The following is a 20,459-nucleotide window of genomic DNA, read 5'->3' on the forward strand; positions in this document are numbered from 1 at the left end:
CGGTGTCATTTGCGCTGTTTTCCAGCTTCCAGCTTCCAGCTTACCGCTAGCCGCGAGGCGCGCGGCTGGCCTGCAGGGTGCGGGTGAGCAGGGCACGCAGGGCGGCCGGGCGCACCGGCTTGAGCAGCAGCTGGTAGCCCGCGCGCTTGATCTCCTCGGCGACCTCCTCGGTGCGATCGGCGGTGATCACGATGCCCGGCACGTCCTTTTCCAGCCGCTCGCCGAGGGCCTCCAGGGCCATCAGCCCGGTGACCTCGTTGTCCAGGTGGTAGTCGGCGAGGATCGCGTCCGGGCCGCCGTCGAGGTGGCGCAGCACCGACTTGGCGCCGCCGATGGTGGTAGCGGTGAAGACCTCGCAGCCCCAGCCCGAGAGCATCGCCTTCATGCCCTCGAGGATCAGCGACTCGTTGTCGATGCACAGGATACGCGTGCCGTCGAGCTTGTTGCCGGCGCGCTTCGGCGCGGCGTCCTCGGCCTGCTGGGTCGCGGTGCGCGGCGCCACCGTCGGCACGCTGACGGAGAACATGGTGCCCAGCCCCTCCCGGGAGCGCACCCGGATGGGGTGGTCGAGCACCCGGGCCATGCGATCGGCGATGGAGAGCCCGAGCCCCAGGCCCTTCTCGCTCTCCTTGTGCCGGGTGGCCTGGTCGAGGCGCCGGAACTCCTGGAAGATCTCCGCCTGCTTGGCCTCGGGAATCCCCGGGCCCGAGTCCCATACCTCGATGGTGAGCCGGTCGCCGCGGCGCCGGCAGCCCAGCAGAACCCGGCCCGCCTGGGTGTAGCGGATGGCGTTCGACAGGAAGTTCTGGACGATGCGGCGCAGCATCTGGGGATCGCTGTCGACCCACTGGCCGGTCGGCACCACCACCAGGTCCAGGCCGCGCTCCTCGGCCATCACCGCGAACTCGGCGCGCAGCGGGCGGATGATATCGGCCAGGGCGAAGTGGCTGCGCCGCGGGGTCAGGGCGCCGGCATCGAGCTTGGAGATGTCGAGCAGGGTGCCGAGCAGCTCCTCGGCGGCCTGCAGGGAGTTGTCGATATGGCCGATGGTGCGCTTCATCTCCTCGGCGTCCATCTCCTGGGCCAGCGCCGAGGTGAAGAGCCGTGCGGCGTTGAGCGGCTGCAGCAGGTCGTGGCTGGCCGCGGCCAGGAAGCGCGTCTTGGAGGCGTTGGCGTCCTCGGCGAGCTGCTTGGCCTGGCGCAGGGCCTGCTCGGCCTCGGCACGCACCCGGTTCTCCTGGCGCAGCGCGGCGTTGGCCTCGGAGAGCGCCTGGGTGCGCTCGCGCACGCGCTCCTCGAGGGTCTCGTTGGTATCCTTCAGCGCGATCTCGGCGCGGCGGCGCTCGGTGATGTCCTGGTAGAGGGCGAAGAAGCCCAGGATCGCCCCGCTGTCGCCGAAGTGCGGGGTGTAGGTCACCAGCATGTAGCGCCGCGCCTCGCCGATCTGCAGCGAGACCTCGAAGTTGACCCGCTCGCCGGCCAGGGCCCGCTCGATCCAGGGCGCCCGCTCGCGGGCCATGTCCGGGGCGATCACCTCGTCGACGCGCTTGCCGATCACCGCGTTGCGGTCGATGTCGAAGGCCTGCTCGTAGGCGCGGTTGGTGAAGAGGTAGCGGCACTCCTTGTCGAAGTAGGCGATCAGCGCGGGGACGTTGTCCGTGTAGATGCGGATGTTGTTCTCCGAGCGGATCAACGCCTCCTCGATGCGCTTCTGCTGGGTGATGTCCTGGTAGGTGTAGACGAAGCCGCCGCCCGGCATGGGGTTGCCCTGAACCTCCAGCACGCTGCCGTCCTGGCGGTAGCGCACGTAGCGGTGGGGCTGGCCCTCGCGGATGTTGTCGATCAGCAGCCGCACGTGCTCCTCGGGGTCGCCGGGGCCGTACTCGCCGTTGTGGGCGTTGTAGCGGAAGATCTTGTCCATCGGCGCCCCGACCCGGATCAGGTGGTCGGGGAAGCGGAACAGCTCCAGGTAGCGCTGGTTCCAGACCACTAGGCGCAGGTTCTGGTCGACCACGCTGATGCCCTGGTTGATGTTCTCGATGGTGGCCTGCAGCAGGGCGCGGTTGAACTCCAGCACCTGGGAGGCCTCGTCGACGATGGAGATCACGTCGGAGATGCCGATGCCGCGACCCTGCAGGGCGGAGTTGACGACGATGCGCGCCGAGGAGGCGCCGAGCACCGAGGCCAGGAAGCGTTCGGTGAACTGGATGACGTCGATGGAGGCCCGGGTGTTGTCCTCCAGCGGCTTGCCGGTGCGCCGGGCGTAGTCGTCGAAGGCGCGGCTCACCTGGCCGGCGCCGAGGAAGCGCTCGCACAGCACCTTGAGGTCGCCCACGGTGGTGGCGCCGGTCCAGGGGCGATTCACCGAGGTCTGGCGGGTCTCGACGCTGTCGACGAACAGCGAGGCCTGGATGCGCTCGACCACTCGCTGCGGGGTCATCTGGGAGACGAAGATGTAGCAGAAGAGGTTCACCCCCAGCGAGAGCATCACGCCGTGGGTGAAGCTGTCGCCGACGTTGAGGCCGAACAGCGAGGTGGGGGCGAGCCAGGCGATATTCAGCGGGCCGCCGTCGGCCCAGTCGACCGGCAGCACGCCGGTGCCGATCATGGTCGGCATCAGCAGGCTGTAGGCCCAGATGGCGAAGCCGGCGTTCATGCCGACGATGACCCCGAGGCGGTTGCCGCGCTTCCAGTAGAGGCCGCCGATCAGCGCCGGGGCGAACTGCGCCGCGGCGGCGAACGAGAGCATGCCGATGTTGGCCAGCGAGCTGAACTCGCCGATCATGTGGTAGACGCCGTAGGCCATCGCCAGGATCGCGGCGATGGTGATGCGCCGGGCGCGCAGCACCAGGCGGCCGTAGTCCCGGGGCTTGGTGTCGAACCAGCGCAGGCGGAACAGCGCCGGGATGACGATCTCGTTGGAGATCATGATCGACACCGCCACCGCGGCGACGATCACCATGCCGGTCGCCGCCGAGAAGCCGCCGATGAAGGTCAGCAGCGTCAGCCAGGCGTTGTCGGCCGCCATCGGCAGGGCGAGCACGTAGGTGTCGGGCTCGATGCGGCTCTCGGAGAAGACGGTCAGGCCGGCCGCGGCGATGGGGATGACGAAGAAGGCGAAGGCCAGCAGGTAGAGCGGGAAGAGCCAGCGCGCCTTGGTGGCGTCGTCGCGGTGGATGTTCTCGACCACGGCGACGTGGAACTGCCGGGGCAGGCAGAGGATCGCCAGCATGGCGAGCAGGGTCTGGGCCCAGAAGCTCTGGCCGAAGTCCTGGTCGGCGAGCTGGCGCTGCAGCTCGAGCTGGGTCTCGGCGCGGCCCAGCAGGTCGCCGAGGCCGTCGAACATGCCCCAGGTGACGTAGGCGCCCAGCGCCAGGAAGGCCACCAGCTTGACCAGCGACTCGAAGGCCACGGCGTGGATCAGCCCCTCGTGGTGCTCGGTGGCGTCGGTGTGGCGGGTGCCGAAGAGGATGGCGAAGGCCGCCATCACCAGCGCCACGTAGAAGGCGGTGTCGCCGAACAGCGGGGCCCGGGTGATGTCCGAGGCCGCGGTGATCACGCTGAAGGAGGTCGCGACCGCCTTCAGCTGCAGGGCGATGTAGGGCAGGGTGCCGATCAGCGCCACCAGGCTCGCGAAGGCCGCCAGCGACTGGGTCTTGCCGTAGCGCGAGGCGATGAAGTCGGCGATGGAGGTGACGTTCTGGTGCTTGGCGACGCGGATCATCTTGGCCAGCACCGGCCAGAACAGCAGCAGGGTAAGGATCGGCCCGACGAAGATGCTGGCGAAGGACCAGCCGGAGGTGGCGGCCTGGCCCACGGCGCCATGGAAGGTCCAGGAGGTGCAGTAGATGGCCAGCGCCAGGCTGTAGATCACCGGGCGGCGCCGGCTCGCCCCGTGCTGGCGGGCGTGGCGGTCGCCGCGCCAGGCGATGGCGAACAGCACCGTGATGTAGAGCAGCGAAACGACGATCAGCAGCCAGCCGGCGAACATGCACTCAACTCCCTTCCGAAGACGTCCATTCTAGGGCAGGGCCGCCGGGCGGCGCAGCCGTCGCGGGGTTCAGGCCCGTGAGCTCAGGCCTGTGGGCAGAGCACCCCATAGAGCGGGGTGGCGGCGTCCAGGCGGCGCATCGCCTCGGTGGCGGGCGTCCGCGCCTCGCCCTCCAGCGGCAGCATCTCCCGGGTCGCGCAGTTCATCAGCCAGGCCTGGTGGCTCACCTGATCCACGTACTCCTTCTCGAAGCGGTAGAGCCGGAATTCGACCAGCCGCTCGCCCTGGGCCTGGCTCACCGAGAGTCTGTCCTGCTCGACGATGGTGAAGGCCGTGGTCATCGGGAAGAGGAAGGTCCAGGGGCGCCAGAAGACCTGGCTCTCCTCCACGTCGACCACCGCGGCCGACTCGGGCAGCTGCTGGCGCTTGTGCTCGAACCAGGAGTACTCGTGGTGGATCTGGTAGGCCAGCATGCCGAGGCCGGCGCAGACCGGGACGATCCAGCGCGGCAGGCGCTTGCCGCTGGCCAGGCGCAGGATCAGGCCGATCCCCGCGGCGCCGAGGCCGGCGAAGATCGCCGCAATCAGGTGCCATATCATAGAGCATTCATCCTTAAAGCAATCGGGCTTCCCTGAGGAAGCCCGATCGGGTGAGGTTCCAAGGCCCGGACTGGCCGGGCCGGGGGCCATTATGGCCCAGAAGGTCCTGAGACGTCAGTGCCCGGTGGCGACACCCGCGCCCTTGGGATAGCGAACGCTCTCCACCAGGTCCTGGATCTCCTGCGGGGGCTCCTCGGTGGCGTTGGAGACGGTGAAGGCGACCGCGAAGTTGAAGATCGCGCCCACCGCGCCGAAGGAGAGCGGCGAGATGCCGAGGATCCAGTTGTCGGGCGTGTTGGGCAGCATGTTGGTGCCCGGAATGAAGAACCAGCCCAGGTAGGTGAAGATGTAGAGCAGGGTCGCGACGAGGCCGGTCAGCATGCCCGCGACGGCGCCCTTGTTGTTCACCCGCTTGGAGAAGATGCCCATCATCAGCACCGGGAACAGCGAGGCGCCGGCGATCCCGAAGGCCAGGGCGACCGTCTGCGCCGCGAAGCCGGGCGGGTTCAGGCCGAGGTAGGTCGCCAGCAGGATGGCGCCGGCCATGGAGATCCGTGCCGCCAGCATCTCGCCCTTCTCGGTGATCTTCGGGTTGATCATGGTCTTGATCAGGTCGTGGCTGACCGCCGAGGAGATGGCCAGCAGCAGGCCGGCGGCCGTGGAGAGCGCCGCGGCGATACCGCCCGCCGCGATCAGGCCGATGACCCAGCTCGGCAGGTTAGCGATCTCGGGGTTGGCGAGCACCAGGATGTCGTTGTTGACGTTGAGCTCGCTGCCGTTCCAGCCACGCGCGGCGGCGGTCTCGGCGAAGGCCTCGCTGCCGTCGTTGTAGACCTGGATGCGACCGTCGCTGTTCTTGTCCTCGAACTGGATCAGGCCGGTCTCTTCCCAGGTGCGCACCCACTCGGGACGCTCCTCATAGCGGATCGGGTTGGTGGCGGCGTCCTCATAGTTCTCGACCTGGCCGGCCATGTCCGGATAGACGGTGGTCATCAGGTTCAGGCGTGCCATGGAGCCCACGGCGGGCGCGGTGAGGTAGAGCAGGGCGATGAAGACCAGGGCCCAGCCGGCGGACCAGCGCGCATCGGCCACCTTCGGCACGGTGAAGAAGCGGATGATGACGTGGGGCAGGCCGGCGGTACCGACCATCAGCGACAGGGTGAACAGCACCATGTTCAGCTTGTTGTCGACGTCGGCCGTGTAGTCGCGGAAGCCCAGCGCGTTGACCACGTCGTCGAGCTTCTCGAGCAGCGGCACGCCGGACTCGGTGTGGGTGCTGAACATGCCGAGACCCGGGATCGGGTTGCCGGTCAGCTCCAGGGCGATGAACACCGCCGGGATGGTGTAGGCGATGATCAGCACGATGTACTGGGCGACCTGGGTATAGGTGATGCCCTTCATGCCGCCGAACACCGCGTACAGGAAGACGATGAAGGCGGCGATCCAGATGCCCCAGGTGTTGCTGACTTCGAGGAAGCGCGAGAAGGCTACCCCGGCACCGGTCATCTGGCCGATGACGTAGGTGATCGAGGCGACGATCAGGCAGATGACCGCGACCAGGCGGGCGGTGTTGCTGTAGAAGCGGTCACCGATGAAGTCCGGCACCGTGAACTTGCCGAACTTGCGCAGGTAGGGCGCCAGCAGCATGGCCAGGATGACGTAGCCCCCGGTCCAGCCCATCAGGAAGGTGGAGTTGGCGTAGCCCCCGGAGGCCAGCAGGCCGGCCATGGAGATGAAGGAGGCGGCGGACATCCAGTCGGCGGCGGTGGCCATGCCGTTGGTGACCGGGTGCACGCCGCCGCCGGCGACGTAGAAGTCCTTGGTCGACCCGGCGCGCGCCCAGATCGCGATGCCGATGTAGAGGGCGAACGAGGCCCCTACGAACAGCAGGTTGATGGCAAACTGACTCATGCTGGCTTACTCCCCGAGTCCGAACTGTTGGTCGAGACGGTTCATCTTCCAGGCGTAGAAGAAGATGATGCCGATGAAGGTCAGGATCGATCCCTGCTGGGCGAACCAGAAGCCCAGGTCCGTTCCTCCTACTGGAATGCCGGCCAGCAGCGGGCGAAACAGGATGGCGCAGCCGTACGACACGAAGGCCCAGACGATCAGGCACCCCGTGATCAGGCGGACGTTCGCCTTCCAGTAAGCAGCGGCATTAGACTTTTCGTCTGCCATGGTGTTGCTCTCCACTTGTTGTTGGGATTGGAAAGTGTTCCGGAGCGTTTGCATCACTCATCAGGACAATCATGCCGACACAGCGAGCTCGATGGCGGCGTGTGAGCCGTCGATCATCGGGTCGCGCGTGGCCGGTCATCGTGCAAGGGGCGACGCGGGAATGCCCTGTATGGCTCATGCACAATACTGGTCAGAAAATGCCTTAAATAAATCCCAGACTTTCGTATCATGAAGACGCATCGGTTCGGAGTCTTTTTGCAAAGTCGTTTTTAATCAGGGTGTTGGAGTCTGTTTTAGCAGCTAGCGCTGGGCACTTCATGGTACGCATAGGACGATGGTATAGCCCGCAAATGACAGCGGGTTGAGGGGCGGTGGGCGCCGGTGTTTGACCATGGTCTAAGGCGGTCATGGTAGGACGATTGTCTAGGTCTTTATGGCGCGTCGACTTTGCTATCTTGAAGACTCGCTGGACGCCGAGTCCGCCGAGGTCAGCGGGGTGGTGAGCGCCGCGCAACGAGGACAGCCCCATGGTCGATGTAGAACTCTCCCATCCTCCCTTCACCTTCCTCGACGACGAGGGGCGCGAGCGGGTCCGTCGCAGTATCGACCTGGCCTATTATGACCGCGAGGAGATCATTCTCGATGCCGGCCAGACCGGGGAATACCTGTTCCTGATCCACAAGGGCGAGGTCGCCGAGCTGGACCCGACCCTGCCCGGCGCCCAGTCGCACATCGGCCACTACACGGCCGGTGACCTGTTCGGCGCCATCAGCATCCTCAACGGCAGGAGCCGCTATCGCTTCCGGGCCGAGCAGGAGAGCCTCTGCTACCTGCTGCCCAAGGGGGTGTTCCAGCAGCTCTGCGCGGCCTACCCGGCCTTCGCCGAGTTCTTCCGCCAGCGCCTGGCCCAGAAGACGCGCCTGCTCACCGAGCGCCGCGCCGAGGGGGGCGTCACCATGGCGGGCTTCATGCTGGCCCGCGTCAGCGAGTGCATGCGGCCCCCGCGGGTGGTGCCGGCCACCACCAGCATGGCCGAGGCGGTGCATACCCTGAACGACAGCCACGCCGACAGCCTGCTGGTCGAGGGCGAGGAGGGGCCGGGCATGGTCACCAAGACCGACCTGCTCAATGCCCTGGTCCTCGAGGGCCTGACCCAGCAGAGCCCGGTGAAGGACGTGGCGCACTACGCCCTGATCACCGCCACGCCCCAGCAGTACCTGTTCGAGGTGCTGGTCCAGATGACCCGCTGCAAGGTCGAGCGGGTCGTGGTCATGGAGGACGGCCGCCCCTGTGGCGTGGTCGAGCTGACCGACGTGCTCAGCTACTTCTCCAGCCGCAGCTACGTGGTGAGCCTGCAGGTGGAGCAGGCCAGCAGCCTGGAGACGCTGGCCGCCGCCAGCCGCCGCACCCCGGAGCTGGTCAAGGCGCTGATGGCCCAGGGCGTCAAGCTGCGCTTCGCCATGGGGCTCTTGGCCGCCCTCAACGGGCGCATCATGAACAAGGCCTGGGGCTTTCTGATCGAGGAGCGTTACCACGACCACAGCTGCCTGATGGTGATGGGCAGCGAGGGGCGTGGCGAGCAGATCCTGAAGACCGACCAGGACAACGGCCTGATCCTCACCGACGACCTCGACTGGCCCGACTGCGCGGCGCAGATGCAGCGCCTCACCGAGACGCTGATCGAGCTGGGCTACCCGCCCTGTCCCGGCGACATCATGGTCTCCAACCCCGAGTGGGTGGGCACCGAGAGCCAGTGGCGCGGGCGCATCGCCCAGTGGGCGGCCAAGCGCGACGGCGAGAGCCTGATGCGCCTGGCGATCCTGCTCGACGCCCACGCGGTGGCCGGCAACGCCGCGCTGCTCGCGCGGCTGCGCGAGGAACTCTTCGAACGCTGCAGCCGCGACGAGATCCTGCTCTCCTACTTCGCCCGCACGGCGCTGCGCTTCTCTACGCCGCTGACCCTGTTCGGGTCGCTGAAGAAGCCCCAGCACGGGGTCGACATCAAGAAGGGCGGCATCTTCCCCATCGTCCACGGCGTGCGCACCCTGGCACTCGAGCGGCGCATCACGGCGACCTCGACCCTGGAGCGGCTCGAGGCGCTGGTCGCCGACGGCCGCCTGGAGGAGCGTTTCGCCGAGGACCTGGGCGAGGCCCTGTCGCTGTTCACCGAGCTGAGGCTTCGCCAGCAGCTGGCCCGCCTCGACGAGCCCGAGGGCCGGGACGAGGCGCCCGACCGGGTGGTGGTGCAGGCGCTCTCCTCCCTCGAGCGAGACCTGCTCCGCGAGGCCCTGCATATCGTCAAGGAGTTCAAGCAGCGGCTGTCCCATCGCTTCCACCTCGAGTACTCCTGACCCGCTCGCCGTTCACCGACCACGACACACGGAGGTTCTATTGATGCTCAGGGCCCTGCGCCGCGCCGCCGATCGACGCCGACAGGCACGCGGCGATCATGGCTGGCTCTTCGCGCCCTATACCGGCGAGGAGCTGGTCGCCATCGACTGCGTGGCCACCGGTCCCGACCCGCGTCGTGCCGAGCTGCTGTCGCTGGCGGCGGTGCGCCTTCGCGGCGACCGGGTGCTGACCAGCGACTCCCTCGACCTGCGGCTGGCGCCGCCCGCCAGCCTGAGTGGTGATTCGATCCGCCTGCACGGCCTGCGCGGCATCGACCTGGCCGAGGGGGCCGGGATCGACGAGGCCCTGTCGCAGTTCCTGGACTTCGCCGGCAACCGCCCGCTGATCGGCTGGCGCCTCGACGACGACCTGACGCTGCTCAACCGCTACCTGCGGCCGCGCTTCGGCTTCGACCTGCCCAACGCCCGCATCGACGTGGCCCAGGCCTACTATCGCCGGCTGCGTCGCCAGCACCCCGAGCTCGCCACCCGGCCGCGCTTCGAGGAGGTGGCCAGGCGAATGGGGGTGCCGGTGATGGGGCGGCACACGGCGCTCGGGGAGGCCGTGACCGCGGCGCTGATCCATCTGCGCCTGACCCGCGATGCGCTCGGGGTAGAGCGCTGCGGCTGATTCCGCGGCACGGGCGGGGCGCGTCGCCAGTCTCGCGGCAGAGTGGTAGGATAGGCGCCCTTTCCGTTCCCCGATTGCCCTGGCAGCGCCCCGACCATGCAAGATGCCGTGACCTTCGATCCCCGTCCCGCCGATGAGGCCGCCCCGGCCGAGCCGTCGACCCCGTCTGCCGAGGCGCCCGACGCCCAGGCCAGGCGCGAGTTCAACAAGCTGCAGAAGCGCCTGCGGCGCCAGGTCGGCAATGCCATCATCGACTTCGACATGATCCGCGAGGGCGACAAGGTGATGGTGTGCCTCTCCGGCGGCAAGGACAGCTACACCATGCTGGAGATTCTCCGGAACCTGCAGCGCAACGCGCCGGTGAACTTCTCGCTGGTGGCGGTGAACCTCGACCAGAAGCAGCCCGGCTTCCCCGAGCACGTGCTGCCCGAGTACCTGGACGGCCTCGGCGTGGACTACCACATCCTCGAGCGCGACACCTACTCGGTGGTCAAGGAGAAGACCCCGGAAGGCAAGACCACCTGTGCGCTCTGCTCGCGGCTGCGCCGCGGCTCGCTGTACGGCTACGCCGAGGAGATCGGGGCCACCAAGATCGCCCTGGGCCACCACCGCGAGGACATCCTCGAGACGCTGTTCCTCAACATGTTCTTCGGCGGCAGCCTCAAGTCGATGCCGCCCAAGCTGCTCTCCGACGACGGCAAGAACATCGTCATCCGCCCGCTGGCCTACTGCCGCGAGGCCGACATCGCCGAATTCTCCGAGCGCATGGCCTTCCCGATCATTCCCTGCAACCTGTGCGGCTCGCAGCCGAATCTGCAGCGCCAGGTGGTCAAGGAGATGCTCGCCGAGTGGGAGGCCAAGCATCCCGGCCGCCTGGAGAGCATGTTCAAGGCGGTGACCAACGTCGCGCCCTCGCAGCTGGCCGACCGCGAGCTGTTCGACTTCGCCGGGCTGGAGGAGAAGCAGGCCAAGATGCGGGCCGATCGCATCGACCTGCACAACGAGTGAGTCGCGCCGAGCGCCCGGCGGCTCAGTAACGGGCGGCAGGTGTCGAGGAAGCCAATGAAAAACCCACGGGATGTCGAGTCCCGTGGGTTTCTTCGTTGATGGCGGATACGCGGCGGTTCAGTCAGCACCCTGCCTGGCGCTGTCAGCGACAGCCCTCCTGCTCTGCGACCTCGAGCAGAGCCTCCAGGTCGAGGATGTTGACCTCGCGGCCGGAGACGGCCACCAGCCCCTGGGTCTGGAAGCGGCTCAGGATGCGACTGACGGTCTCCACCGCGAGCCCCAGGTAGTTGCCGATGTCGGCCCGGGACATGGAGAGCCGGAAGCTGTAGGGCGAGTAGCCGCGGCGGCGGAAGCGGTCGGAGAGGCTGGCGAAGAAGGTCGCCAGGCGCTGGTCGGCGGTCTTGCGTGACAGCAGGCGCATCATGCGGCGGTCGTCGCGCATCTCCTTGCTCATGCTGCGGTAGAGCTGGCCGCGCAGCTCCGGGAGGGATTCGGAGAGGCGGTCGAGGCGATCGAAGGGGATCTCGCAGACCGTGGTGGTCTCCAGCGCCACGACCGTCCCCGGGTAGCGCTCCTCGTCGATGCCGTCGAGGCCCACCAGCTCGCTGGGCAGGTAGAAGTTGGTCAGCTGGTCCTCGCCGCTGCCCTCGGTGGTCACCTGCTTGAGGCTGCCCGAGCGCACCGCGAAGACGCTGGTGAAGGGCGTGCCCTGGCGGAACAGGGGTTCGCCCTTCTTCAATGGCGGCCGGCGACGGATGATGGCATCGAACTGGTCCATGTCCTGCACTTCGAGCGCCAGCGGCAGGCAGAGCGAGCTCAGGCTGCAGGTCTGGCAGCGCGTCTCGTTCATCAGGGCGCGGCGCCTGCCGGTTGCGGGATCGGGCATGCTCTCCTCCATGACGGGTGGCTCGCTGCTCATTATGGGGGATAGTCCCCCACCGGCAAAGGATCCCTTAGGAGGGTGGCGCTTCCGGCTGTGGCGATGGGGCGTCGAGGTAGGCGTCGAAGGTCGCCGCCAGTCGATGGATCATCAGGCGCCCGCTGGGCGTCACGCGCCACCGAGGCCCCTCGCGCACGATCAGTCCCTGCGGCTCGGCACCGGCGAGACGTGCCAGCGGCTCGGCGAGGTGGGCCTCGGCGTCCAGCCCGAAGGCCTCGCCGATGGCCGACAGGTCGAGATGATGATCGCAGGTCAGCTGCTCGATGGCGGCGCCGCGCAGCCGGTCGTCCAGGCTCAGCCGATGGCCGGCGACGGTGGGCAACTCCCCGCGGTCCAGGGCCGCCTCGTACGCCGCGAGGCGCAGCGGGTTGCGCACGTGCAGGGCGTCCAGCCGCGAGACCGCCATGACGCCGAGGCCGACCAGGTCGTCGCGCCGGCGCCCGGCCGCCAGCGCCTGGACCAGGCGGTCGCCACCGCGCACGTAGCGGTCGTGGCCGAGATGCACGTAGCCCGCGGCGGCGAGCCGCTCGATGGCCGCCTGCAGCATCACCCGGACCTCCCGGGGAGCGGGCAGGTCCGCGGACCGGATCTGGCGCTGCCCGGGGAAGCGCTCGGGCGCATGGCGGTAGTGGAACAGCGACAGCCGCGACGGCGCCATGGCGATGACCTGCTCGAGGGTGGCGATGAAGCCGTCGCGGGTCTGGCGAGGCAGGCCGAGGACCAGGTTCAGGTTCACGGAGCCGAAGCCCAGCCGCTCCGCCTCGTCGAGCAGCTGCTCGGTCATGCCGCGCCCCTGCTCGCGGTTGATCGCCCGCTGGACCTCGGGGTCCAGATCGAGCACCTCCAGGCTCAGCCGATTGAAGCCCAGCGCCTCGAGATGGCGCAGGGTGAAGACATCGGCCCCCCGGGGGTCGATCTCGATGAGGTACTCCCGGTCGCGGTCGGCGGCCAGCCGGAAGCGGGCATCCAGCCGGTCGATCAGGTCGCCCATCTGGTCGAGTGTCAGGAAGGTCGGCGTGCCGCCGCCCCACCGCAGGGCGCGGATCTCGCGCCCGGGGTCCAGGTGGCGGCGGATCAACACCATCTCCCGATCGAGGCGGCTGAGGTAGGCCTCGGCCAGCCGGCGGTCCGCGGTGGTGACCGGCCGGCGGGTGCAGTGAAAGCAGGCGTGCTGGCAGAAGGGCAGATGCACGTAGAGCGATAGCGGACGCGCCGCGGCGTTGCTCTGCTCGAGGGCCTGACGATAGGCCTCCGGGCCGATGCCGTCGTCCATCGCCCGGGGCGTGGGGTAGGCGGCATAGGCGGGGGACGGCGAGGCCGCCGCGAAGGGGACGTCGTGACCGGATGCGGCAGGCGCGGGCGCGGGCATGGTCGGCCCTCTGGAGGGAAACATGCCTTCATGCTAGCGAGGCGCCCGTCGCCACGCGTTGAGCTGCGTCAAGCGAAGCCGCGATCGGCGCGGGGTCAGTGCATCGACGCCCCCGGCAGCAGCGTCCACAGCTGCCAGAGGGCGAAGGCGATGATCGAGAGCGCGGCCAGCGTGCGAGTCGCCGGGTGACGGATCAGGGTGCCGAACTGGCGCGCGGCGAGGCCGGTGGCCAGCAGGGCCGGCAGGGTGCCGAGGCCGAAGGCGCCCATCAGGGCCGCGCCCCGCAGGGGGTCGGCGATCGCCAGGCTCCAGGCGAGCATCGAGTAGACCAGGCCGCACGGCAGCCAGCCCCAGACGGCGCCCAGGGCGAAGGCCTGGGGCACCCTCACCACCGGCATCAGCCGCCGCCCCACGGGCTCGAGGTGATGCCAGAGCCGCCTGCCGACCGCCTCGACCCTGAGGAGTCCCTTCCACCAGTCGGCGATGTAGAGCGCCATCAGGATCAGCATCACCGCGGCCAGTGCCTGGAGCCCCAGGCGCGCCTGGGGGCTCAGGGCAATCAGGGTGCCGAGGGCCGCCGCCAGGGCGCCGGCCGCCATGTAGCTTCCGATGCGGCCCAGGTTGTAGCCGAGCAGCAGTCCCGAGAGGCGGGCGGGGCTTCTCATGCTGGGCGGCACGGCGAAGGTCAGGGCGCTCATGATGCCGCCGCACATGCCGATGCAGTGGGCGCCACCGAGCAGGCCGAAGACGAAGGCCGCCGCCAGCGGGGGAAGGTCGAGGCCGGTGGGATCCATCAGTCGCGGCGGCCCTCGCCACGAGGCGCGTCGGCACCAGGATCGGCCCCGGGCTCGGCATCGGACGGGGCGCGCGATGAGCGCGGCCGATCGTTCTCGTCCTCGTCGAAGAGGATGCGGTAGGCGGGGCCCTCGAGGTCCTCGAACTGGTCGTGGCGGACGGCCCAGAAGAAGGCCCAGACCGCCAGTCCCAGCAGGATCAGCGAGAGGGGGATCAGCAGGTAGAGGATGCTCATGCGTTCACCAGCCTGGGGGAGTCGGCGCCGGCGGGGCGCTCGGGTCCGGCGCGGGTCAGGCGCAGGGCGTTGCCGACGACGACCAGCGAGCTCGCCGACATGCCGATGGCGGCGAGCCAGGGGGGCACGAAGCCCATCGCCGCCAGGGGCAGCGCCGAGACGTTGTAGATCAGCGACCAGGCCAGGTTCTGGCGGATGATGCGCCGGGTGGCGCGGCTGGTCGCGACGGCCTCGACGATACGCCCCAGCCGCGGGCCGAGCAAGACGGCGTCGGCGCGGGTGCGGGCGAGGTCGGTGGCGCCGTTCATGGCGATAGCCACGTCGGCCCCGGCCAGCACCGGCACGTCGTTGATGCCGTCGCCGACCATCGCCACCCGCTCGCCGGCGGCCTGCAGCGACCGGAGGCGCGCCAGCTTGTCCTCCGGGGAGGCCGCCGCCTGCCAGGTCGCGAGGCCGAGGCGCCGGGCCATGGCCGCCACCGCCGACTCGGTGTCGCCGGAGAGCAGTTCCACGGCGAGGCCGCGGGCCTCCAGCGCCGCTATGGTCTCCCGGGCATCCTCGCGCAGGCGGTCGTGCAGGCGGAACCAGGCGCGGGGGGCGCCCGCCTCCGCCAGCAGCAGCCACTGCCCCTCGCCCGGCGTCTCGGGACTCGCCTCGGGGGCGGCGAAGGCGGGCGTGCCGAGCCGCCAGCGGCGCCCGTCGATGTGGCCCTCCAGGCCCTGGCCGGGGCGGCTGAGCACCCCGTCGGCGGCGAGGCCGGCCTCGCGGAAGGGGCGGAAGGCGCGGGCGATGGGGTGCTCGGAGTGGGCCTCCAGGGCGGCGGCCAGGGCGCGGGCACGCGCCTCGTCCAGGCCCTCGCCGAGCGGACGGGTCTCCACCAGGCTCATCTCGCCGCTGGTCAGGGTGCCGGTCTTGTCGAAGATCACCCGGTCGAGCTGCGACAGCGCCTCCAGGGCGTCGGCGCGGGTGATCAGCACGCCGCGGCGGTGCAGCCGGCCATGGCCGGCGGTCAGCGCCGTGGGCGTGGCCAGCGCCAGGGCGCAGGGGCAGGTCACCACCAGTACCGAGAGGGTGACCCAGAGGGTGCGCTCGGGGTCGATGAACCACCAGGCGACGGCCACGGCGACGGAGATCAGCAGCACCTGCAGCACGAAGTGGTGGGCCATGCGCGCCGCCAGCTGGGCGATGCGCGGCCGGCTGGCGAAGGCGCGGTCGGTGAGGTCGACGATGCCGGCGACCCGGGCCTCGGCCCCGGTGTGGGTGACGCGCACCGTCAGCGGGCTCTCGATGTTCTGGCTGCCGCCGGTGACGCGGTCGCCGACGCGCCGGGTCACCGGCAGGTATTCGCCGGTGAGCATCGACTCGTCGAGGCTCGATTCGCCGCTCTCGATGATGCCGTCGGCCGGCACGCCGTGGCCGGGCTTGACCAGCACCCGGTCGCCGGCGGCCAGCTCGCTGGAGGGCAGGATACGCTCCTCGCCCGCCTCGGTGAGGCGGATCGCCGAGAGCGGCAGCACGCCGGCGAGGGCGTTGCCGCTGTGGCCGCTGCGGCGCCGGGCGCGCACCTCGATGTAGCGCCCGAAGAGCAGGAAGAAGGTGAACATCGCCACCGAGTCGAAGTAGACGTCGCCATGGCCGATGATCACCGCGTAGCCGCTGGCCAGGTAGGCGCCGCCGATGGCCAGGGACACCGGCACGTCCATGCCCAGGGTGCGGGTCCGAAGGTCGCGCAGGGCGCCCGCGAAGAAGGGCTGGGCCGAGAAGAGCACCACCGGGGTGGCCAGGGCGAAGGAGAGCCAGTGGAAGAGGGCGTCGAAGTCCGCGCTGATCTCGCCGGGGTCCGCCACGTAGATCGGGATCGAGAACATCAGCACCTGCATCATCGCCACCGCGGCGACGATCAGCCGGCGCACGTTCATGCGCTCCTCGTGCTGCAGCCGGCTCTGGGCCGCGTCGGGCTCGTAGGGCTGGGCCGGATAGCCGATGGCGGCCATCTCGGCCAGTATCCGCGACAGGCTCACCCGCGCGGGGTCCCAGCCGACCCGCACACGATGGTGGGAGAGGTTGACGGCGCTGGCCTCGATGCCGTCCAGGGCGTTGAGGCGGTGCTCGATCAGCCAGGCGCAGGCGGCGCAGGTGATGCCGTCCACGGCGAGGGTGGCGTGGACGCCGCCGCCCTCGGCGTCGGGATGCACGAAGCGCGCCTGCAGCCCGGGGTCGTCGAACACCGCCCAGGTCTCGGCGTGCACCGCCTGGCGATCGTCCGGGCGCTCGGGCAGCTCGGTGCGAAAGCGATAGTAGCTTTCGAGGCCGCCATCGACGATGGCGTGGGCCACGGCCTCGCAGCCGGGACAGCAGAGCGGCTTTGGCTCATCGTCCAGGGTGATCGACCAGGGGGCGTCGGCGGGCACCCGGCTGCCGCAGTGGTAGCAGCCGGGGGCGTCGCGCGTCGGGGCGGGCGTGGCGGTCGCGCTCATCTAGAGGCCGGGGGAGAGCGAGATCTCGCCGTCCGTCGGGAAGGTCGCCTCGCCGGTCAGGCGCCACTCGGCGTCGCGGCCCTCGTCCGGCTGCAGGTGCAGGTACCAGCGATACTCGAGCGCCTGGTCGATCGACGCCACATAGCGCCCGTCGCGCACGTGCTCGAGCACCAGCGAACGGTCGCGGCTGCTATCGGTGGGGAAGATCAGGTCGAGATAGAGCCGCGCCGGCCGGCGCTCGCCGGCCAGGTCGATGACGATGTCGCCGGTGCGCGGGTCGGCGCGCATGACGGCCTCGAGGCCCAGCTGGCTGGCGTGCTTCTGCTTGGCCAGCTGCTCGTTGATGGCCAGCCCCTCCTGGTAGTAGTCCTGCTCCACGGTGCCGTCGTAGAAGTGGATCGAGAGCACCAGGTAGGTGACGCTGAAGGTCACCGACGAGGCCAGCAGGCCGATCAGGAACCACGGCCAGAACTGCTTGTACCAGGGGGGGATGCTTTCCGGTTCCGCACTCATCAGCGGGTCTCTCCTAGGAATCGGCTGTCACGTTCGATGGCGATGTCGGCGTCCGTCGCCTCCACGCGCAGGATGATCTCGGCGCTGGGCCGGTCGATGGCGTCGGGGGGCACGCTGGCCTGGATCACCAGCTGGCGCGACTCGCTGGCCGGCACGCTGATCTCGCGGGTGTCGAGGGTCAGGCCGGGCAGGCCGGAGGCGGACAGCCGGTAGTCGTGGGGCCGGTGGTCGAGGTTGCGCACGGTCACCGTGTAGACGTTGCTGATGCGCCCGTCCCGGGTCATCTGGAACAGCTGGGTGCGCTCGCGCTCGACGTCGAAGCCCAGCGGCGTGCGATCGGCCACCGCCCAGGCGAAGACGCCGATCATCACCAGCAGGGCGGCCAGGTACCCGAGCAGGCGCGGGCGCAGGATATGCGTCGGCTTGCCCTCCAGGGCGTTCTCGGTGGTGTAGCGGATCAGCCCCCGCGGGTAGCCCATCTTGTCCATCACGCTGTCGCAGGCGTCGATGCAGGCCGCGCAGGTGATGCACTCGTACTGCAGGCCGTCGCGGATGTCGATACCGGTGGGGCAGACCTGCACGCAGAGATCGCAGTCGATGCAGTCGCCGTGGCCGGCGGCCCGGGCCTCCTCGTGGCCGAGGGTCTTCCTGCGCGGCCCGCGGGGCTCGCCGCGGGCGCTGTCGTAGGAAACGATCAGGGTGTCGCGGTCGAACATCACCGACTGGAAGCGGGCGTAGGGGCACATGTAGATGCACACCTGCTCGCGCAGCCAGCCGGCGTTGAGGTAGGTGAAGACCAGGAAGAAGCCGACCCAGAAGTAGGACCAGCCGTGGGCCTCGAGGGTCGGCAGCTCCACCACCAGGTCACGGATCGGCGTGAAGTAGCCGACGAAGGTCACGCCCGTGGCCAGCGCGATCAAGAGCCACACGGCGTGCTTGGCGCTCTTGCGCCACAGCTTGTCGCCGGTCATGGGCTGCTTGTCGAGCTTGATGCGGCGATTGCGCGAGCCCTCGAGGCGATGCTCCACCCAGATGAACAGGAAGGTCCAGACGCTCTGCGGGCAGGTGTAGCCGCACCAGACGCGCCCGGCGAACACCGTGATGAAGAACAGGCCGAAGGCGCAGATGATCAAGAGCCACGAGAGCAGCATGAACTCCTGGGGGTAGAAGGTCGCCCCGAAGATGTGGAACTCCCGGCCGGGCAGGTCGAACCAGACCGCCGGGCGGTCGCCCCAGGGCACCCAGGGCAGCAGGAAGAAGCCCAGCATCAGGGCCCAGTTGGCGCTGCGGCGCAGGCGCTGGAAGACCCCCTTGATCTCGCGGACGTAGATATGCCGCCGGCTCTCGTACATGTGCTGGGTGACCGCCTCGTTCGGCGCGTGGTGCTGCACCGGATCCGGGGTGACGTCGTGGGTCGGGATCTTCTCGCTCATGGCAGGCTCGTGGCTGGCAAGGAGGGGAGGGCCGTCGGGGGCAACCCGCTGCGGATGGTCGATATTGTATCGGGGTGGTCGCATAACGAGAAAGGGTGCGACCGGAGGCCGCACCCTTGGCTTGCCGTCATTCGACGCCGGCTCAGTCCTCGCGGCTCAGGCCGTAGACGTAGGCGGCGACGAGGTGGACCTTGTCCTCGCCGATGTAGGCGGCCTGGGCCGGCATGTGGCCGTTGCGGCCGTTACGCAGGGTCTGGCGCACCGAGTCGGCCAGCGACTGGCCCGGCGCCTGGTAGAGCCAGGCGTCGTCGGTCAGGTTGGGCGCGCCCAGGGCCTGGTTGCCGGTGCCGTCGGGCATGTGGCAGGCGGCGCATACCGAGGCGAACACGTTGGCGCCCTGCTCGGCACGCTCGGGATCCTCGGCGTTGCCGGAGAGCGAGAGCACGTGCTGGGTGACGTTCTCGATGTTCTCCTCGCCCAGCTGCTGCCAGGAGGGCATCAGGCCGTTACGCCCGTTGTTGAGGGTCTGGACGATGTTCTCCGGCGCGCCGCCGTAGAGCCAGGCGTCGTCGGTGAGGTTGGGGAAGCCGTAGCCGCCCTGGGCGTTGGAGCCGTGGCAGATCGCGCAGTTGTTGAGGAAGATCCGCTCGGCGACCTGCATCGCCTCGGCGTCCTGGGAGAGTTCCGGAATCGGCACCTCCTGGTACTGGGCGAAGATCGGCGCGAAGCGCTCCTCGGCGCGAGCGACCTCCTCCTCCCACTGGCTCTCCTGGCTCCAGCCCAGCAGGCCGGCGAAGTTGCCGAGGCCGGGGTAGAGCACCAGGTAGCCCAGCGAGAAGATCACGGTGCCGACGTAGAGCTGGAACCACCAGCGCGGCAGCGGGTTGTCGTACTCCTCGATGCCGTCGGCGGCGTGGCCCGTGGTGTCGACGTTGCCGTCGGCATCCGGGATCTTGTCGGTCTTGCGGTTGGCGAAGAGTACCCAGGCGCTGATGCCGATGGTGCCCAGCGTGATGACGATGATCCAGGCGCTCCAGAAGCTGGAAAGGGAGTCACCCCAAAAATTGTTCATGTGTTCCTCTCTCCCTTGTCGTGTCGGGAATCGGCCTCTCGGGAGGCATTCTGGTCACGGTGCGGCGGTTCATCCTCATCGGCGAAGGGCAGGTTGGCCGCCTCGTCGAAATCCGGCTTGCGTCGCTTCGAGTAGGCCCACATCGTGAGCCCCGCGAAGCTGATGATCAGCAGGATGATGATCACCCCGTTGACGATCCCGTTATCCATGATCAGCGCGAATCCTTGAGCACGGTGCCGAGCTGCTGCAGGTAGGCGACCAGCGCGGTGATCTCCCGCTCGCCGCGCACTTCCTCGCTGGCGTTGGCAATCTGCTCGTCGGTGTAGGGGACGCCCAGCTTCTGCATGACGCGCATCTCGTCGTCGATGCGCTCGCCGCTCAGCGTGTTCTCGAACAGCCACGGGTAGGCCGGCATGATCGACTCCGGCACCACGTCACGCGGGTTGTAGAGGTGGGCGCGGTGCCAGTCGTCGCTGTAGCGGCCGCCGACGCGAGCTAGGTCCGGCCCGGTGCGCTTGGAGCCCCACAGAAAGTTGTGCTCGTAGACCTGTTCGCCCGCGACGCTGTAGGGGCCGTAGCGCTCGGTCTCGGCGCGGAAGGGGCGCACCATCTGCGAGTGGCAGCCGACGCAGCCCTCGCGGCGGTAGACGCCGCGACCCGCTAGCTCGAGGGGGGTGAGAGGCTCGAGGCCCTCGACCGGCTCGGTGGTCTGCTTCTGGAAGAACAGCGGCACGATCTCCGCCAGGCCCCCGAAGCTGATCACTACCAGGATCAGCACGGCGAGCAGACCGACGTTCTTTTCGACTATCTCGTGTCTCATTGGTGTCT

At 69.0% G+C, this 20,459-nt stretch carries 17 protein-coding genes; 3 read left to right on the top strand and 14 right to left on the bottom strand.

What is annotated here, in order from left to right; genetic code table 11:
• Positions 1-46: 46 nt before the first annotated feature.
• The 4 genes from FIU83_RS02930 to FIU83_RS02945 form a co-directional block, all read right to left on the bottom strand.
• Positions 47-3,991: a NahK/ErcS family hybrid sensor histidine kinase/response regulator gene (locus FIU83_RS02930; RefSeq protein WP_152482688.1), complete on the bottom strand. Its 3,945-nt coding sequence runs from the start codon at positions 3,989-3,991 to the stop codon at positions 47-49.
• An 83-nt stretch (positions 3,992-4,074) separates the two neighbouring features.
• Positions 4,075-4,590, bottom strand: a complete 516-nt coding sequence (locus FIU83_RS02935) for a hypothetical protein (RefSeq protein WP_152482689.1) — start codon at positions 4,588-4,590, stop codon at positions 4,075-4,077.
• Between the two features lie 114 nt (positions 4,591-4,704).
• Positions 4,705-6,501 carry a sodium:solute symporter family protein gene (locus FIU83_RS02940; protein ID WP_152482690.1) on the bottom strand — a complete coding sequence of 599 codons (1,797 nt, stop codon included), beginning with the start codon at positions 6,499-6,501 and terminating at the stop codon, positions 4,705-4,707.
• Positions 6,502-6,507: 6 nt separating this feature from the next.
• A complete protein-coding gene (locus FIU83_RS02945; protein WP_152482691.1) occupies positions 6,508-6,768 on the bottom strand; it encodes a DUF4212 domain-containing protein in 261 nt (86 codons plus the stop codon).
• 527 nt (positions 6,769-7,295) lie between these two features.
• Between FIU83_RS02945 and FIU83_RS02950 the strand changes: the two genes are divergently transcribed.
• The 3 genes from FIU83_RS02950 (at position 7,296) to ttcA (ending at position 10,797) form a co-directional block, all read left to right on the top strand.
• Positions 7,296-9,119: a putative nucleotidyltransferase substrate binding domain-containing protein gene (locus tag FIU83_RS02950; protein ID WP_152482692.1), complete on the top strand. Its 1,824-nt coding sequence runs from the start codon at positions 7,296-7,298 to the stop codon at positions 9,117-9,119.
• Positions 9,120-9,162: 43 nt separating this feature from the next.
• On the top strand, positions 9,163-9,789 hold the full coding sequence (locus tag FIU83_RS02955) for a 3'-5' exonuclease (RefSeq protein WP_152482693.1): 627 nt from the start codon (positions 9,163-9,165) through the stop codon (positions 9,787-9,789).
• A 96-nt stretch (positions 9,790-9,885) separates the two neighbouring features.
• Positions 9,886-10,797: a tRNA 2-thiocytidine(32) synthetase TtcA gene (ttcA, locus tag FIU83_RS02960; protein WP_152482694.1), complete on the top strand. Its 912-nt coding sequence runs from the start codon at positions 9,886-9,888 to the stop codon at positions 10,795-10,797.
• 142 nt (positions 10,798-10,939) lie between these two features.
• On the opposite strand, the gene fnr is transcribed toward ttcA, so the two are convergent.
• The 10 genes from fnr to ccoO form a co-directional block, all read right to left on the bottom strand.
• Entirely contained in the window at positions 10,940-11,683 is a 744-nt protein-coding gene (gene fnr, locus FIU83_RS02965; RefSeq protein ID WP_152482695.1) for a fumarate/nitrate reduction transcriptional regulator Fnr, read from the bottom strand.
• 67 nt (positions 11,684-11,750) lie between these two features.
• The gene (hemN, locus tag FIU83_RS02970; protein ID WP_172976004.1) at positions 11,751-13,106 is read right to left on the bottom strand and encodes an oxygen-independent coproporphyrinogen III oxidase; all 1,356 of its coding nucleotides are present in this window, start codon (positions 13,104-13,106) and stop codon (positions 11,751-11,753) included.
• Between the two features lie 95 nt (positions 13,107-13,201).
• A complete protein-coding gene (locus FIU83_RS02975) occupies positions 13,202-13,900 on the bottom strand; it encodes a sulfite exporter TauE/SafE family protein (protein WP_152482697.1) in 699 nt (232 codons plus the stop codon).
• Entirely contained in the window at positions 13,900-14,136 is a 237-nt protein-coding gene (gene ccoS / locus FIU83_RS17610) for a cbb3-type cytochrome oxidase assembly protein CcoS (RefSeq protein WP_253939526.1), read from the bottom strand. The genes FIU83_RS02975 and ccoS overlap by 1 nt, the downstream gene beginning before the upstream one ends.
• Positions 14,133-16,613, bottom strand: coding sequence for a heavy metal translocating P-type ATPase (locus FIU83_RS02985; protein WP_152482698.1), 2,481 nt, complete (start codon positions 16,611-16,613; stop codon positions 14,133-14,135). Before FIU83_RS02985 ends, ccoS begins: the two co-directional genes overlap by 4 nt.
• Positions 16,614-17,126: a FixH family protein gene (locus FIU83_RS02990; protein ID WP_152482699.1), complete on the bottom strand. Its 513-nt coding sequence runs from the start codon at positions 17,124-17,126 to the stop codon at positions 16,614-16,616. It abuts the gene before it with no gap.
• Complete coding sequence (gene ccoG / locus FIU83_RS02995) at positions 17,126-18,559, bottom strand: cytochrome c oxidase accessory protein CcoG (RefSeq protein WP_152482700.1); 1,434 nt, start codon at positions 18,557-18,559, stop codon at positions 17,126-17,128. Before ccoG ends, FIU83_RS02990 begins: the two co-directional genes overlap by 1 nt.
• A 142-nt stretch (positions 18,560-18,701) precedes the next feature.
• Complete coding sequence (gene ccoP / locus FIU83_RS03000) at positions 18,702-19,631, bottom strand: cytochrome-c oxidase, cbb3-type subunit III (protein ID WP_152482701.1); 930 nt, start codon at positions 19,629-19,631, stop codon at positions 18,702-18,704.
• On the bottom strand, positions 19,628-19,840 hold the full coding sequence (locus FIU83_RS03005; protein ID WP_108445077.1) for a cbb3-type cytochrome c oxidase subunit 3: 213 nt from the start codon (positions 19,838-19,840) through the stop codon (positions 19,628-19,630). Before FIU83_RS03005 ends, ccoP begins: the two co-directional genes overlap by 4 nt.
• 2 nt (positions 19,841-19,842) lie before the next feature.
• Positions 19,843-20,451, bottom strand: a complete 609-nt coding sequence (gene ccoO / locus FIU83_RS03010) for a cytochrome-c oxidase, cbb3-type subunit II (protein ID WP_152482702.1) — start codon at positions 20,449-20,451, stop codon at positions 19,843-19,845.
• Between the last annotated feature and the right edge of the window lie 8 nt (positions 20,452-20,459).

The sequence above is a fragment of the Halomonas sp. THAF5a genome, assembly GCF_009363755.1.
Classification (GTDB): Bacteria; Pseudomonadota; Gammaproteobacteria; order Pseudomonadales; family Halomonadaceae; genus Halomonas.